The organism is Roseivirga ehrenbergii, from assembly GCF_001593005.1.
Taxonomy (GTDB): domain Bacteria; phylum Bacteroidota; class Bacteroidia; order Cytophagales; family Cyclobacteriaceae; genus Roseivirga; species Roseivirga ehrenbergii.
In genome coordinates this window covers 907731-924461 of the sequence record NZ_LQZQ01000045.1, presented here as the reverse complement: position 1 = coordinate 924461, position 16731 = coordinate 907731, and the positions used below count along the sequence as shown (strand labels likewise).

Annotated in this window: 14 protein-coding genes; 7 read left to right on the top strand and 7 right to left on the bottom strand. The window is 41.0% G+C overall.

Features of this window, described 5'->3' with window-relative positions; genetic code table 11:
- Positions 1–6: 6 nt before the first annotated feature.
- The 3 genes from MB14_RS14235 to MB14_RS14225 form a co-directional block, all read right to left on the bottom strand.
- On the bottom strand, positions 7–402 hold the full coding sequence (locus tag MB14_RS14235; protein ID WP_062592667.1) for a hypothetical protein: 396 nt from the start codon (positions 400–402) through the stop codon (positions 7–9).
- Positions 399–1199, bottom strand: a complete 801-nt coding sequence (locus tag MB14_RS14230) for a hypothetical protein (RefSeq protein WP_062592665.1) — start codon at positions 1197–1199, stop codon at positions 399–401. Before MB14_RS14230 ends, MB14_RS14235 begins: the two co-directional genes overlap by 4 nt.
- A gap of 90 nt (positions 1200–1289) precedes the next feature.
- On the bottom strand, positions 1290–2141 hold the full coding sequence (locus MB14_RS14225) for a DUF5694 domain-containing protein (RefSeq protein ID WP_062592788.1): 852 nt from the start codon (positions 2139–2141) through the stop codon (positions 1290–1292).
- Positions 2142–2551: 410 nt separating this feature from the next.
- Between MB14_RS14225 and MB14_RS14220 the strand changes: the two genes are divergently transcribed.
- Positions 2552–2827, top strand: coding sequence for a hypothetical protein (locus tag MB14_RS14220; protein WP_062592663.1), 276 nt, complete (start codon positions 2552–2554; stop codon positions 2825–2827).
- 394 nt (positions 2828–3221) lie between these two features.
- Here the strand turns inward: MB14_RS14220 and MB14_RS14215 are convergent, their stop codons facing one another.
- The 4 genes from MB14_RS14215 to MB14_RS14200 all read right to left on the bottom strand — a co-directional run bounded on the left by MB14_RS14215 (position 3222) and on the right by MB14_RS14200 (position 8332).
- A complete protein-coding gene (locus tag MB14_RS14215; RefSeq protein WP_062592661.1) occupies positions 3222–3698 on the bottom strand; it encodes a hypothetical protein in 477 nt (158 codons plus the stop codon).
- A gap of 133 nt (positions 3699–3831) precedes the next feature.
- Positions 3832–4218, bottom strand: a complete 387-nt coding sequence (locus MB14_RS14210; RefSeq protein WP_132643975.1) for a hypothetical protein — start codon at positions 4216–4218, stop codon at positions 3832–3834.
- 117 nt (positions 4219–4335) lie between these two features.
- A complete protein-coding gene (locus MB14_RS14205; protein WP_062592657.1) occupies positions 4336–5052 on the bottom strand; it encodes a hypothetical protein in 717 nt (238 codons plus the stop codon).
- A 97-nt stretch (positions 5053–5149) separates the two neighbouring features.
- Positions 5150–8332, bottom strand: coding sequence for a WD40/YVTN/BNR-like repeat-containing protein (locus MB14_RS14200; RefSeq protein ID WP_062592656.1), 3183 nt, complete (start codon positions 8330–8332; stop codon positions 5150–5152).
- 984 nt (positions 8333–9316) lie between these two features.
- On the opposite strand from MB14_RS14200, the gene MB14_RS14195 reads away from it, so the two are divergent.
- The 6 genes from MB14_RS14195 to ilvC all read left to right on the top strand — a co-directional run bounded on the left by MB14_RS14195 (position 9317) and on the right by ilvC (position 16724).
- Complete coding sequence (locus tag MB14_RS14195) at positions 9317–10018, top strand: YciI family protein (protein ID WP_062592654.1); 702 nt, start codon at positions 9317–9319, stop codon at positions 10016–10018.
- A 562-nt stretch (positions 10019–10580) separates the two neighbouring features.
- On the top strand, positions 10581–11474 hold the full coding sequence (locus MB14_RS14190) for a branched-chain amino acid transaminase (protein ID WP_246032566.1): 894 nt from the start codon (positions 10581–10583) through the stop codon (positions 11472–11474).
- Complete coding sequence (gene ilvD, locus MB14_RS14185) at positions 11474–13147, top strand: dihydroxy-acid dehydratase (protein ID WP_062592650.1); 1674 nt, start codon at positions 11474–11476, stop codon at positions 13145–13147. The genes MB14_RS14190 and ilvD overlap by 1 nt, the downstream gene beginning before the upstream one ends.
- Position 13148: 1 nt before the next feature.
- Positions 13149–14876: a biosynthetic-type acetolactate synthase large subunit gene (gene ilvB / locus MB14_RS14180; RefSeq protein WP_246032567.1), complete on the top strand. Its 1728-nt coding sequence runs from the start codon at positions 13149–13151 to the stop codon at positions 14874–14876.
- Position 14877: 1 nt separating this feature from the next.
- Positions 14878–15381, top strand: a complete 504-nt coding sequence (ilvN, locus tag MB14_RS14175) for an acetolactate synthase small subunit (protein ID WP_062592648.1) — start codon at positions 14878–14880, stop codon at positions 15379–15381.
- A 266-nt stretch (positions 15382–15647) separates the two neighbouring features.
- A complete protein-coding gene (gene ilvC / locus MB14_RS14170) occupies positions 15648–16724 on the top strand; it encodes a ketol-acid reductoisomerase (protein WP_062592646.1) in 1077 nt (358 codons plus the stop codon).
- Positions 16725–16731: the final 7 nt, after the last annotated feature.

The following is a 16731-nucleotide window of genomic DNA, read 5'->3' as shown; positions in this document are numbered from 1 at the left end:
GGATATTTATAAATCGAGTTTTTGTCTGTTAGACCTAATTTTAGAACTGCTATTTTTTCTCTGTGCTAAACCTCCAAATAGCATAGAGACGCCACCGAAAAATGGGCCATATACAACTAAAAAGTTGTCTCCCAGATTTATTAAACCCGTATAAGTGGCAATTGTTACCCCGACACCAAGAAGAGCCAAGATGGCGCCCGCAATGATAAGTTCTGTTGACCTGTTTTTTGAGTTTTTAGTAAAGGCGCTATTGAGTATGTGGTTATCAACCAGTTTTACTATAGCTCTAATGTCTTCTTCTGGGATATTATTGGGCTCTAATTCCTTTCTTATTTGGTCAATTTGAAAGTCCGGACTTTGAGACTTCTCAATGTAATAATCGATAAGTTTGGCTCTGCTCATTTGCTATTTTTCAAAAACTCCATTATCCTGCCGTTCCAAGTAAATCGAACAGAAGCGTCTTCTAGCTGCTTTGTTTCCATATTATAGGAACTGCCGTGTAAGTACGCCTCAACCAAATTATTGGAGATTTCATGAATCAAATCGCCATTGTTACTTTCACTGAGTTGTTCAATACCAAACTCACAGTTACACTGATAATCTAGTAATTCACCACTGTCAAAGATGATTTCCTTCTTTTCGTCAAGAACGATAAAGTGCCAATTTTCAGGATATCCTGTATCATAGTTGCCGTCATAACCAGATCGTTTAGCCACAAACGTTAGCGTTTGTTTTTGTGCTGAAAAGTTGAAGTTATAGCCCAGAAAATCATGAAGTTTAATGTCCGTATAGTACGTTTGTCCATTAATTACTACCTCACTCCAAACCTCATGAGTAATGGACCATTCTTTTGAAAAATCCCTGAGAACTCTTTTGCGGTGACTTGTAATGGTTTCAATAAATGAACTCTTCATGAGTACCCCAGCTATATCTTCCTTTCCTTTTGGGTTTAAGTTTTTGAAGAGCACTATGGGCTGTTCACCTACCACTAAATAATCAGTGCGGTCGGTTTGGTGGAGTATAGTCTCAGGCTGAATCACTTCAAGGTCTGCTGAGAAGTAGCTAGAGTCTGTACTTTTAAGCGTATAAACTCCCGAAATAAATTCTCCATACCCATCATCATAAATCCTCTCAGTTTGAATCTGGGCTAATAGTTGGGTTGAAATAAACAATAGGCAAACAGAGAGAACTCTTTTCATTTGATGGGCTTTCGAGCTAGAATATCTTTATCGTTTTAAATATAGTTAAAATGTGAGTTGAGCTACTGATTATTATGGATAAATCATTAATTACTTCAAATAATCAAGTGTATTTACCATTTCGAATTTTGGGCTTCTTTCCAGTAATTCCCTTAAAAACGATGCGTGAGCCGCACCCATAAGAATGAAAACTCGGTCGTCTTTAGTCATCGGGATTCGGTTGAGGTTTGAGTAAATTCTCAGATTTCTTTGATAGAATTTAGCCGCCTCGTCTGCACCTTCAAAACCATCTTCAGTGCCAACATAGAGCAGATTATCTGCATTGATGTTGATATTGAAATCAAGAACTTTGGGATGGTTATAAAACCTCAATTTTTCTAAAAGCGGTAATTTGTCAAAGTTCTTGTCAAGCTCAGCCAACTCAGGCGAATCTTTGAATGGGTTGTTCATGTAATCTCTATAAGTGGCGGAGTCGATAGTGTTGATAATCTGCTCTCCGATCAGGTAATTGTAATCCATATAACTGTCGATTCCATATAACTGAGCTACGTTATTCAATCTGGCTACATCAAAAGCGACCATGCTTCTTTCGCCATAATTGGTGTTCAATTGAGATGGATCATTTAAGTATTTCTGATATACCTGATTGATTTCTGCATCATATTGAGGATGGTTTTCTATGCAAATAATGGTGGGTTTAAACTCGGCTAGCATTTTGGAAAGAGTACGGATTTCTTCCTGTGTTTTACGGTCTTCTTCGTCAAAATCCACCTTGTTGGCATCTGTGGTATAACCAAAGTGGAAGGTGGCCACATTCAGTACTTTGATTTTGTCCGAAGCTTCCTGAGTTGCTTCAACTGGTGTCTGAGAAGTTTTCTTTTGGTCGCAGCCCAATAAGGTGATGAAGAGCAATGACAGTAATAGTGTTGTTGTTTTCTGCATGAAATTTTGTGATATGATCTTATTTGAGTTTAGCGCGGAAGATGTTAAAAAGTCATTCATAAATCAATGATATGAGTTAATAAAATTGGCTGGCGGTTTGAAAACATTTGTAGAAAGGAGTGAAGATGACTTTTTAGTTATCTGAACGGCTATTTTACATATTGCATAGAAATATATAAAATTAAAATAATTAAATAATTTTATTAAATACCATTTAATTGTAGAATAGTACCTATTTATAATTAGTATTTAAAGTCACGCTTTCTAGTCATTGATAAGGATTGTTTATCAATGAAATTTACAATGTAATCACTAGAGGGTTTATCGGTTTAGTAGCTACAATCTCACTCATGATTGCATAAGAGGTTGTTAACCTCTGTAAATCATTCATAAACTTAAACCAAATAATCATGTCAAATTCAACCAATTTAGTAGGCGCTTTTTCTCCATATACTTGTAAAATGAGCGCAGAAGCCGAAGGAGCTTTTAAAGAGGCAGTAGATGGGCTTTTAGGTGTAACCTATTCTCCAGTAGCCGTTTCTCAGCAAGTTGTTGCAGGAATGAATTACAAGTTCTTCTGTAACACTCAAGCTGCAACAAGGTATCCAAACAATGGAGCTGCCATTGTAAGTGTTTACAAACCACTTAAGGGTGCTGCACATATTACTCACATTCAAGAAGTGTAATTAAGGGTCTGAACTCAGTTTACATTTTAGAATTATGAAAACCTCGAAAGCACATGTTAAATGTTTTACGAGGTTTTTAATTTTTAGCTAAGTCTTAATAAAGTTGGGAAGAGGATTAAACTGCAAAGATCATGGAGGATTTGATCGTCCCTACAGGACTATAATAAGGAAGTAGATTTGTTGTGTCTCGAAGGGCTTCACCCTTCGTTATGTTATTGTGCCCTTTCAGGGCGATTGGTTAGTGTTCATTAACAAAATATGACTCTTATCGAAACGCTATATCTCTATGCTTTATAGGTTTGGAAGTTTGGTGAAAATACAATTGGGTTTTAAACCCTGCTCGTGTGAGATGATTTAGAAATCAACATACTTCAGGACGATTGAGATCGATGTTTTATCTGCTGAGTTTAGCATTAACTTTACAGCCTAACTCAACCCAACTCTTATTTTCAATAGTAGGGAAAACCACTTCACCCTGAATACCAGTTCCTCTAATGCCAACCTGTAGATCTTTCGGTATGTTTTTTCCGAACTCTTTCTCCGCTATCTCTTCGTAATCCACGCGTAATCCATTTTTTACATGGTAAACAGCAGTTAGTACTAATCCGCGTGGATCATTATTTGGTTCTAGAAACTTTAATAAGGCATGTTCTTTAAAAACTGAACTTGGCTCTTCAATACCCTTTTCCTCAAAAAATGCTTTATACTTTTCAATGTCTTCTGGCATTTTTGGTAAATCATATAACTCGCACAGTTTATCGAATGCAACTTCTGCTTGCTCTAATACCGTAATGTCTAGAGATTGAATCTCAACCAAGAGGTCAGAAAGTGTTTTGTCTTCATTGATCCAAGCTTGAATAGGGTTTTCCATAAATCTATTTTTAAGTCACGACTTCATTTGCGAAAGTGATTTTGAAAATTGTGAAAATACGAATGAAAGGTATAAAGCCTATTCATGTCTTGATTTATTGATGATGGATTTGGAAGGATAAGTCTGTTGCTTCCTAATCGGTCATCAATTCACGAACTTTGCTTAATATTCTTTGTAATTCTATTTTATAAATGTTCACATCAAGACTCTCTGATGTTCCATCTTTAAAGGTCATCTCAATGCCGTAGTCTAATCCTTTCAAGGATCTTCTATGATAGAAAGCCAGAAAAGAGGAGTCATATGATCTACCTCTAATTGAAGTGAGTTCGCTAATTTTAAATTTATTGGTACTGGATAGTTGGGGTAGGATAGAGGTGTTTAGGCAATAGAAGTATTCTCCGTCCACAGCGATATCTGCTTTACGAGCCAATATAGTGGCTAGTAAAATAATGATTGTCAACACATACCGGATGTATTCATATGACGCTTCAAACTCCCAAATAAACAATTGAATAGTCAAAACCGAGGCAATGAATGCTCTGCTAAACCAAAGACTGGGTTTCGAAAAGTTATTAGTTCTATGTAAAAAATAGTGGTTCAAGCTTCATACTTTAAATCTCTACTCTTTTTTTGATTGTCAGAATATATCACCTTTTCCTAGAAGTTTGTTATCCCCAAAAATGCTCGTTATTAAAGAGAATCCCTGTTCTGTCAACTTGCCCAAGCCAAATGATATTAGCTTCCTTTTTAATAAGTCAACCCAAGTTTTCTTCTTCATTTTATGAGAAAGTTGTTTCAACTCTTCAATTTGCTCAACAACGTCTTGATATATGATTTCTTGACCCAGTTCAAGTTTTGATATTCTCAACAGAAGTTCATCAAGATTGTGAGAAATGGTTAAAATTTCATCACTCGTAAAACCATCTATTATTACTTGAGAACCTATAGAATTTAAAGTGTCCTGAGTATTGGCTATCCAGTTTGAAACTATTTCGATATATGGTTCTCGGTTTGACCTTTTAACTCTATCGAGAATAACATACCTCATATGTTTGCAAAATAAATCAGGATCATAATCAGGAAGATTACAATACTCTTTAAAATGAAAATCAAGGAAGTCCTCTACTATGTATGCGGGTTTTATTCTTAGTAATTCCTTTGTGAAATGCTCATCATAGTCACTTTCAGTTGTTGGAGAGGAGTGTACTTCTCTTCCATAGGATTCACCATTGCCATATAAAATTGATACTCCCATGCCACGAAAAGTGTCTTTGCCTAATTCACGTATTTGAAATTCCTTTTTGTCTTTTTTGGAATTGAATGTAGAATAAAACCTGTTTGGTTCGTTTTTCATAAACTCATAAATGTATTAACCCGTTTCCTGATAACTGATAACTGATAACTGATAACTGATAACTGATAACTGATAACTAATCACCAATAACTAACCACTACCTCCCCCCAGTCTTCTCAATTGTCAAGGTTCTGTTCTTCTTCTCAAGGGCTTTGTTGAATTTTTCGATATCGTTTTCCTTGATTTGCTCGAACTGTTTTACAGCATTTTGCAAGCGTTCATTTAAAATTTCAGAAACTTCTCCTTGTTGATCGGTAGGTTTGAAATCAATGCCGCTGCCATTAATGTCGCTGGCCAAGGCACTTAAACGTCCATAAAGTTTCATCGGAGAACGGAAGGCATCTTCACGTGCTCCTGTCAAATGGATGTCGTAAAGCTTACTGGCAATATCTTCAGCAATAGCTTTCAGACGAATGGCCTCTTTCTGGATTTTCTTATCGCTTTCTTCAGCAATAATGGCTTCTAGCTCACTGCGCAAAACTTCCACTGCATTAATGCTGCTTACTGCTATGTTCATGGCATCGCGCAACTGTAAAGAGAAGTCCACTTGTGCTTGAATATCGGCAATGGTTCCTTCAGAGAATGGGTCTTTCAGCACATTGAACTCTTGGACGATCTCCTTTTGCAGGTTATCGTTGTTGTCGATCATCTTCAGTACTGCTTTGTATTTGCCCGGCACTACTCTTGGCCCTAACTGACCAGCATTTAGGTCTAAATCCCAAGTAGTAAGCGGACGCCAGCCTTCACCATTCAATTCCACCCAAGGACGACCAGGAGGCTGTGTTCTCAGTTGTGGGCGGTATGTAGATTCGTACCTGAGGTTCCATACCGTTCGGTTCACACCCGCATTTTTAGAGGGTTCCATGGTGCGGATCACCTCTCCATTCATTGACTGAATTTCTAATAGCAATTTGCCATCATGTTTCTGCGGTAAATAGTAATTGATGATGGCGCCATTAGGCGGGTTCTGCCCTGAATTATTGCTTGGCCCATCGGTTTTAATGCTTTCTCTTGAATTGAAACGGTAAGTGTCGCGCATTTCAAAAACCTGTGCTTCGTTGCCCAGTTTGTCTGCGTTTCGAATTGCGCCTAGGTCATCTAAAATGTAATAACCACGGCCATAAGTTGCTACTACCAAATCGTCAAAATGCTCTTGCACTTCCATCCAGTATACCGGGGCAGGAGGTAGGTTGTTTTTCAATCGTGACCATGTTTTTCCATCGTTATGACTGATGTAAATTCCCTTGTCGATGCCCGCGTAAAGCATTCCTTCTCTTTTTGGGTCTTCCTTCACTACATGCACAAAACTCGATTCTGACTTCGGAATACCATCCGATATTTTCGTCCAAGTCTTACCGTAATCAGTTGTTTTATAAATGTATGGATCGAAATCACCCATTTGGTGAAGGTCAACCGAAATGTAAGCCGTACCTGCATTGTATTTTGAAGGCTGAATATTGGCAATGGTTCCCCAAGCGGGCATACCTTTGATATTGGTCGTAAGGTTCGTCCAGTTTTTACCAGCATCTCGGGTCAATTGCACTTGGCCGTCATTTGTTCCTACCCAAATTAGCCCTTCTTCTAAAGGCGATTCTTCAATAGCAAAAAGGGTAGCACCATCAAAAGTCATCAAGTTGTCAATAGCAACACCACCCGAACTTTCTTGGTGGCTTTTATCATTCAATGTCAAATCCGGACTGATGATTTGCCAGCTTTGGCCGCCATCGTCAGATTGATGTACAAACTGACTTCCCACATATACGCGATGTTTTACATGGGTTGAAAAACTCAAAGGGAAGTTCCAGTGCCAGCGGTATTTCATGTCTTTTGGTGCCCAACCATAACCTGCTTCTGGCCAAACCCGCACTTCTCTAGAGTAGCCAGTACGTAAATCATGTCTTTCCAATCCGCCATCATAACAACCCGACCAAACAATATTATTATCATTCGGATCTGGCTTTGCGAAGCCACTTTCGCAACCTCCCACACCTTTCCATAAACCCAAAGGAATGTAGCCTTGAAGCGAATTGCTAGGCCCCATATAGGACCAGCCATCTTGACGATTTCCGAATACATTGTATGGAATTTGGTCATCTACAGAAACGTGATACATCTGTGCAATCGGTAATACTACGCGCTGAAAAGAGCGCCCGTGGTCAAGTGTAATACTCGCACCGCCATCGTGGGCTACCATCATTCTGTCAGGATTGGTCGGGTCAATCCACATGTCATGATTGTCGCCACCACCGCTCGGAGGCCTTCTTTCTCTTGTCTTTCCACCATCTAGTGATTGCACAAAACGCACACTCAGCGAGTAGACTTCATCTGGGTTTCCTGTGCCCACAGCAATTCGGGTATAATAGGGTGCGCGCTCATTCCAATCATGGTCCTGACTCATTAAAGTCCATGTTTCGCCTTTATTATCTGACCTCCAAAGCTCTGGGCTGTTGATTTCAAATAGGGCATATACCACATTTGGATTACTGTAAGAAACAGCCACTGCGGTTTTCCCTACGGGTCTTTTTTCTCCTCCGGGAAGGCCTTTTAAGTTCATCGGCTCCCAAGTGTCACCACCATCGGTAGAGCGGTAAATGCCACCACCGTTACCACCACTGTTCAAACCCCAAGAGTTTATGTGCACAGACCACATGGCGGCATAGAGAATGTTTGGGTTTTTAGGGTCGATGGCTAAATCGGAAGCGCCTGTGTTTTCGTCAATGAAAAGAATACGCTCCCAAGTGTCACCACCATTTTTGCTACGGTAAATGCCTCGCTCTTGCTGTGGGCCGTAAGTGTGACCTAATGATGCCGCATAAATTATCTTGGCATTGGTAGGATGAACAATTACGCGACCGATGCGGCCTGTTTTTTCCAAACCTTTATGTTCCCAAGTTTTCCCAGCATCTGGTGAAAAGTAAATACCATTGCCCATAGCATGAGCAGGACGGATGATAAAAGTTTCACCTGTTCCTACCCAAATTTGCTTGGGGTCGGTAGGGGCTAAAGCTATTGAGCCTATAGAGGAAATGTCTTGATCATCGAAGATAGGACGCCAGTTGAGACCTCCGTTTTCAGTTTTCCAAAGTCCGCCAGAAGCGGCACCAATGTAATTAACCATGGGGTTACCCGGTTCGCCAGCAATGGCAATGGCGCGGTTGCCTTCTGGTCCAATAAACCGAAAACGTTGTGATCCGAATTGGTCATCTAGACTGTTTTGAGCATTGATGAATAGTGGGACAATAAGAAGCAAGGCTAAGAGAATGAGTTTGTTGGTGCGCATAGTTGTGGTTGTTTCGTCAGCAAAAGATAGAAAATATTATTAGGATGAACCGCCTAAAATTTACCGATGGGTGAATTGGAGCTTGAAATTTTATATATTAAATAATTAACATATAAAAATATGTTAAAATAAAATTATGATGATAACTAGTTTTTAAAAATGAGTGTAGAAGTTTACTATTTTCAGTCACCTCGTAGAGGTTTTTTGCAGCAATACAAGAAGGTTTGATTTTACCGCAAAGCACGCAAAGAGGAGCAAAGGAATGGGGTAGGGTATTGCGAACCTGCTACGGTTTATCGGAGTGAACAGGTTTACGTGAAGCAATCTCAATTTCAAATTACCTAAGCTGCTTGCTAGAGACTGCTTCGTTACAGTCCATTGCTACCGCATGGCCTGTGCCTCGCAGTGACGCTTCGATGGGGCGTTTGTGGTGATTTGCATTGAAGTATAATGTGTGATTAAACTATTATTAACAGGAAATACCTGCATTATCCCTCATTGCTCCTTCGCTGTAGCTTCAGCGCAAGCGTTGCGAACCTGCTGATGTTATTCGGAGTGGAAGTATTTACGTGAAGCAATCTCACTGTCCCGTGAAGCAATCTGAATTTCTAATTACCTAAGCTGTTTACTAGAGACTGCTTCGTTACAGTCCATTGCTACCGCATGGCCTGTGCCTCGCAGTGACGCTCCGATGAGGCGTTTGAGGTGATTTGCATTCAAGAATAATGTGTGATTGAGACCGTCATTGCGAACCTGCAGATGTTATTCGGAGTGGAGGTATTTACGTGAAGCAATCTCACTGTCCCATGAAGCAATCTCAATTTCAAATTACCTAAGTTGCTTGCTAGAGACTGCAAGTGCGAAGCGATCTATCGGACTACCTTTCGCATCATAATTTTTTTAAAAAAATACCTTTGATATCTTGAGCAGTATGAACAGCTATAAATAAGCACTTATATTTAGCATGTATTTATGAAACCCACCATGACACGTATTTTATTAACAGCCTTTATTTTTTGTTTGTCATTTTCATTGTCAGCGCAATACGGAAATGGGCGATACACTTTCGTTTTTCTGAATACTAACCCGAACAAAGCTGAAATTTCTCAGGCGGCTATTGACTCTTTACAAACCGGACATATGAATAATATCAACCGCTTGGTGAAGGATAAGAAGATGATTGCGGCTGGACCGTTCTTTACGGGAGGTGGCGTTTTCTTATTTGATACCAATGTGGAAGAAACCAAAACCATTCTCAATTCAGACCCTGCTATTGCTGCTGATCGCTATATATTGGAGGTTTTCTCCACCGATCCTATCCCTCACAATGCTGTAAAGAAAACACTTTGCACACTTTGGGATAAAAATGAAGCCGATGTAGAAATGGCAATGAACTATTATTTTGTTCGGTACAAATCTAATAAGGAAAATGAAGACATTGCCGCTGTTAAAACCAACCGTTTTACTGAAAATTTAATCAGGTCTGTTTCCCATAAAAGTGGCCAAAACACCATAATAGGAGCTTTAAACCTCAACGAAAATGAAGGGCAACTGATTTTTTACCAGTCTAATATTGAAGGAGGGATAGAAGCTGATTTTGCTGCTCACGAGCTAGTGAAAAAGGGTTTAATGACTTATGAACACAGTCAGATTTATTTCCCTAAAGGCGTGTTTTGTGAAAATTGAATTTAAAAATTCTTTGATTAGAAAAACAATCTAATTTCCTTTGAGCCAACAATGAGAGCAAATACTATTATTATCACCCAAATTATTACTGTCGTGAATACATGATGGGAGGGGATGGTATAGTTTAAAATATCGAGAGCCTTTCCCAACCGGAAAGGCTTTTTTTATGTCCTCCTGTGTCCTCCTGAACTTGTTTCAGGATCCGTGAGAAAAACAGAAACATAGAGAAGTAGATAAAAAACAAAGAGATTAAGATTAGATGTTCAAGTACACAACCATTATTACAGTAGTCATTATTACCACCCGGACGGGGTGAAATAGGATACTATTGTCAATGCATTAGAAGCCTTTTTCACCTCGTGAGAAAGGCTTTTTTATGCCTTAATGCCAAAATCAGTAGCTAAAAACGGTCAGAAAGCAGGATGTTGAAGTTGTAAGTAGTGTTGATGTAAGGTGTTGATATACAGGGCTTATTAAAAATAATGACAGTGTATTGAGATTGTAGAAGAAGAAAAATTCATAACCAGAATGAAAAAGAGCCAAGATAATTTTAAACCATAAAATGATGTATTACGGATCAAATACCACAGTTTTTTTAGATGGCCAATGGCTGAAAGCCTCAGAGGCCAGCGCTAGTTTGTACAACCAGAGTATGCACTACGGAAGTGGTGTCTTCGAAGGCATTCGGGCATACGATGTCGATGGGGCTCCATCGGTATTCAAAGCGGAAGCACATTATGAAAGGCTATTGACTTCAGCAGCGTCAATGCATATTCCTTGTAATTACTCGATTGAGGAATTAACAGCGCTCACTTATGAGTTGCTTGAAAGAAATCAGTTGACAGATGCCTATATCCGTCCTTTGATTTATTTGGGTGAGAACATGGCATTAGGCACCGTTGAGGAATCTCATCTGTTTCTTTGTGCTTGGGAATGGGGTAAATATTTAGGCGATAAAAGCCTGAATGTGATGGTTTCTTCCTACGAAAGACCGAATCCCCGTTCTGTTCCTGTTGCAGCCAAAGTTACTGGTCATTATACCAACTCTATTTTAGCCACAACCGAAGCCAAGCGCAAAGGCTTTGATGAAGCATTGCTTTTAGACGAAAATGGTTCGGTGGCTGAAGGAAGTGGCGCCAACTTCTTCTTTGAACAAGATAAAGTGCTTTACACACCGCCATTGGGAAATATTCTTCCAGGAATAACAAGAGAAACGGCCATTGACATAGCTAGAGATTTAGGTTATGAGGTGGTTGAAGCCTATTTCCCTCCTGAAAAAGTGAAGGGAACCGATGGCGCTTTCTTTACAGGAACAGCGGTAGAAGTAGCAGGAATTGGTTTGCTGGATGGGAACCCTTTTCGCTTGCCTTGGGAAGAAACCATCGGCTATCAAGTGGCGAAAGTCTATCAAAATTTAGTACGACAGCCTTCAAAAACACAATTAGTAAATACCTGATGGAACTCAATAAATACAGTAAACGCTTAACGCAAGACGAAACCCAGCCTGCTTCGCAAGCCATGCTTTATGGTGTTGGCCTCACAGAAGCTGATATGAAAAAGGCACAAGTGGGAATTGTGAGCATGGGCTACGATGGCAACACTTGCAATATGCACTTGAACCAACTGGCTAGCCAGGTCAAAGCAAGTGTATGGAATAATGATTTGGTGGGGCTAATCTATCACACCATAGGCGTAAGCGATGGCATTGCTAATGGTACTGAAGGTATGCGCTATTCGCTGGTTTCCAGAGAAATAATTGCCGATTCCATTGAAGCAGTGGCTGGTGCGCATTATTACGATGCCATTATTGCGGTGGCTGGTTGTGATAAGAACATGCCGGGCTCGGTGATTGCCATGGCTCGGCTCAACCGCCCTTCCATCATGCTCTATGGTGGAACTATAGCCTGGGGCTGCTATAAAGACAAAAAGCTGAATATTGTTTCTTCATTTGAAGCCTTGGGAGAACGTTTTTCAGGAAATATATCAGACGAAGACTATAAAGGCGTAATCAAAAATTCGTGTCCAGGAGCGGGTGCTTGTGGTGGAATGTACACGGCCAACACTATGTCGTCTGCCATAGAAGCTTTGGGGATGTCATTGCCTTTCAGTGCCTCAAACCCTGCGGTAAGTGATGTGAAAAATCAGGAGTGCGAGGCCATTGGCAAAGCCATTAAAAATCTTCTCGAACTGGACTTGAAACCCAAGGACATCATGACCAAAAAGTCATTTGAAAATGCCATTCGGGTGGTGATTGTTTTGGGCGGATCTACCAATGCGGTAATGCATTTATTGGCCATCGCCAAAAGCATTGATGTGGATTTAACTCTAGCTGATTTTCAGCGATTATCCGATTCCACTCCACTATTAGGTGATTTAAAGCCCAGTGGGAAGTACTTAATGGAAGACCTTTTCCAAGTAGGCGGGGTGCCTGCAGTCATGAAGTATATGCTTGAAAAAGGTATACTTCATGGAGATTGCATGACTGTAACAGGTAAAACGGTAGCCGAGAACTTGGCTGATGTTCCTTCATTGAACTTCGATCAGCAAGTGATACGCACAACTGAAAACCCAATAAAACCACAAGGCCACCTGCAAATGCTTTTTGGCAATTTGGCTGAAGAGGGTGCTGTTGCGAAAATCACAGGGAAAGAGGGCGAACGATTCGAAGGCAAAGCCATTGTTTTCGATAACGAATTTTTAGCAATTCAAGGAATTCAAGAAGGGAAAGTGAAGGCGGGTCATGTCGTGGTCATTCGGTACGAGGGACCAAAAGGCGGCCCAGGAATGCCAGAAATGTTAAAGCCAACTGCCGCCATTATGGGTGCTGGTTTAGGGAGTTCGGTGGCATTGATTACCGATGGACGATTTTCCGGAGGAAGTCATGGTTTTGTGGTAGGTCATGTTACGCCTGAAGCCCAAGAAGGCGGCACCATTGCCGTGGTTCGAGATGGTGACCCGATTACTATCGATGCCATTCAAAACAGCATCTCACTGGACATTCCTTCCGAAGAAATAGCCCAAAGGAAAGCCGAGTGGAAAGTCCCAGCCTTAAAAGTAAGCCGAGGAGCCTTGTATAAATATGCGAAAACAGTAGCCTCTGCTTCAGAAGGCTGCATAACCGATCAATGATATGTATTTAGAAGCTACACTTACTCCACCAGTAAAGGAAACGATGCGTACTTCTGGCGCGGATGCTGTGCCCAGGTCATTTATTGCTGAAGATGTTGATTTGATTTTTGGCTATCCAGGCGGTGCGATTATGCCCGTTTACGATGCCCTTTATCATTATCAGGAACAAGTTAAACATGTGTTAACTAGGCACGAGCAAGGTGCCATTCATGCAGCACAGGGTTATGCCCGTGTAACAGGAAAAGTAGGGGTGGTACTCGCCACTTCGGGTCCAGGAGCTACGAACTTAATCACCGGAATTGCAGATGCAATGATTGATTCAACTCCGTTGGTATGCATTACCGGGCAAGTTGGGTCGCAGTTATTGGGCACAGATGCTTTTCAAGAAATTGACATCATCAGCATTTCCATGCCAGCCACCAAATGGAATTATCAGGTAACAAAAGCCGAACAATTGCCAGAAGCACTTTCACGTGCGTTTTACATTGCTCGTTCTGGCCGACCTGGCCCAGTTTTGATTGACATTACCAAAGATGCGCAATTTGAAATGTTTGATTTTGCTTACCGTAAATGCAAGCAGATTAGAAGCTATACGCCCGTTCCAACGCTGAATTTAAACCGAGTGGAAGAGGCTGCTGATTTGATCAATTCAGCCAAGAAGCCATTGGTGGTTTTTGGACAGGGGGTGATTTTGGGCAATGCTGAAAAGGAATTTAAACAACTGATTGAAAGGGCCAATTTACCTGCCGCATCCACACTTTTAGGGCTTTCTGCGCTTCCATCAGATCATCCTTTGTATGTGGGAATGTTGGGAATGCACGGCAATTATGCACCCAATGTGTTGACCAACGAATGTGATGTTTTGATTGCTGTAGGCATGCGCTTTGACGATCGCGTTACGGGGGATTTGAGTCGCTATGCGAAGCAAGCCAAGGTGATTCATTTTGACATTGATCCTGCTGAAATTAATAAGAATGTCCAAGCCGATGTAGCCGTATTGGGCGATTGCAAGGAAAGTTTACAAGCGCTGATTCCATTGGTGTATGAACGCTCTCATCAAAGCTGGTTGCAGGAATTCGAGGCATTGAAAGGAGTGGAGCAAACTAAAGTCATCGAACAGGACTTAAAGCCCACTTCTGGCCCAATTTCTATGGGGGAAGTAATTTATCAGGTGAATGTACAAACCGATGGTCATGCGGTTTTGGTCACGGATGTAGGGCAACATCAAATGGTGGCCAGCAGGTATACGCAGTTTAAACAAAGCAAAAGTAATATTACTTCGGGTGGTTTGGGCACGATGGGTTTCTGTTTGCCAGCGGCTTTGGGGGCTAAACTGGGTGCGCCCGAGCGCGAAGTGATTGCAGTTATTGGTGATGGCGGTTTTCAAATGACCATTCAAGAATTGGGTGCCATTTTTCAGACCAAAGTGGCAGTTAAAATCATCATTCTCAACAATTCATTTTTAGGCATGGTGCGCCAGTGGCAACAGCTCTTTTTCGATAAGCGATATTCTTCTACCGAAATGGAAAACCCTGATTTTGTGGCCATTGCCAAGGGTTATGGCATTGAAGGGGAATCAATTAGTGAACGAGAAAATCTGCCAGCCGCTGTTAGTGAAATGCTTCAGCATGACGGCAGTTACTTATTAGAAGTGCACGTAGGCCAAGAAGATAATGTATTTCCGATGGTGCCCACGGGCGCTTCGGTGTCAGAAATCAGATTAGAATAATATGGAGCAAGCATATACACTTTCAATTTTCTCGGAAAACAGTGTTGGGTTATTGAACCGCATCACTTCCATACTGACCAGAAGACATTTAAATATTGATAGTATTAACAGCTCTGAATCAGAGAGTTCGGGAATTTATAGGTTTACGATTGTAGTGAAAACCACCGAGGCTCAGGTAAAGAAACTTGTGCTTCAACTTGAAAAACAAGTAGAGGTAATGAAGGCGGTGTACCATACCGATAGTGATACGGTATTTCAGGAGATCGCTCTATATAAAATATCCACCAAGTCGATTTCAGAAGGAAACCTGGTGGAAAAGCTCATTCGAGATAACAATGCTCGGATACTTTCTGTGGAATCGGATTTCATGATTATAGAGAAAACAGGGCATAAAGAAGAAACGCAGGAGCTGCTCGACTTTCTGAGTCCGTATGGTGTGCTGGAGTTTGTCCGTTCAGGGCGAGTTTCGGTAATTAAACCTATGGGGGAATTGGAAGGGATTTAGAGTGAGCAGAGAGATTACTTCGTTATCAAGCTTCTAGCAAAGCTTAATTTCTCGCAATGATGGTTCGAACCATCACTGAGAGTTCTTTATCGACCATAGGGAGATAAAGAGCGTGGCAGTCTCGAGCTTAGTCAAGACAGATTGCCGCGGTCGTAACCTTGTCTATCGACAAGCCTACTTCCTCGCAATGACGAACATAATGACAAAAATCACCTTCTCGAAGAGGGGAGGATTTAAACAAATTAGAAACACTAAAAACAATAATAATGGCAAAGATCAACTTTGGCGGGGTAGAAGAAAACGTAGTGACCCGCAATGAATTTCCGCTATCAAAAGCACAAGAAGTATTATCGAACGAAACGGTTGCGGTAATTGGTTATGGCGTTCAAGGCCCTGGGCAATCGCTTAATTTGAAAGACAATGGCATTAATGTAATTGTTGGGCAAAGAAAGGAATCTAAAACTTGGGACAAAGCTGTGGCCGATGGTTGGGTGCCGGGAGAAACACTTTTTCCAATTGAAGAAGCGCTAGAACGAGGAACAATTATTTGCTATTTGTTGTCCGATGCGGCTCAAATTGCAGTTTGGCCAACGGTGAAAAGGCACCTCACTGCGGGTAAAATGCTTTATTTCTCTCATGGTTTTGGAGTTGCTTACAGTGACAAAACGGGCATTGTTCCTCCGTCAGGTGTTGATGTAGCTTTGGTAGCACCAAAGGGTTCTGGTACTTCATTGCGCTCACTTTTTGTAGAAGGAAAAGGATTGAATTCTTCCTTTGCTATTCACCAAGACGCTACCGGTAAAGCCAGAGATCGCGTAATTGCTTTGGGTATTGCAGTGGGTTCGGGTTACCTTTTCGAAACCACTTTTTACAAAGAAGTAACCTCTGACCTTACGGGCGAAAGAGGTACTTTGATGGGCGCCATTCAAGGCTTATTCCAAGCACAATATGAAGTGCTTCGGGCGAATGGACATTCACCCTCTGAGGCCTTTAACGAAACGGTAGAAGAAGCAACGCAGTCCCTCTATCCGCTTATTGCTGATAATGGTATGGATTGGATGTATGCTAATTGTTCGACTACCGCACAGCGCGGTGCTTTGGATTGGAAAGATAAATTCTATGCTGCTACAAAACCTGTTTTTGAGCAGTTGTATAAATCGGTTACAGATGGAGTTGAGGCCAAAAATTCTATCGATTCTAATTCTCAGTCAGATTATCGTGAGAAGCTTGAGGTAGAATTGGAAGCTATTCGCAATTCTGAAATGTGGCAAGCTGGCAGGGCGGTAAGAGGTTTAAGACCAGAAAATGTATCTGTTGCAAAACCAGAAGAGGAATTGGTTTAGGTCTATC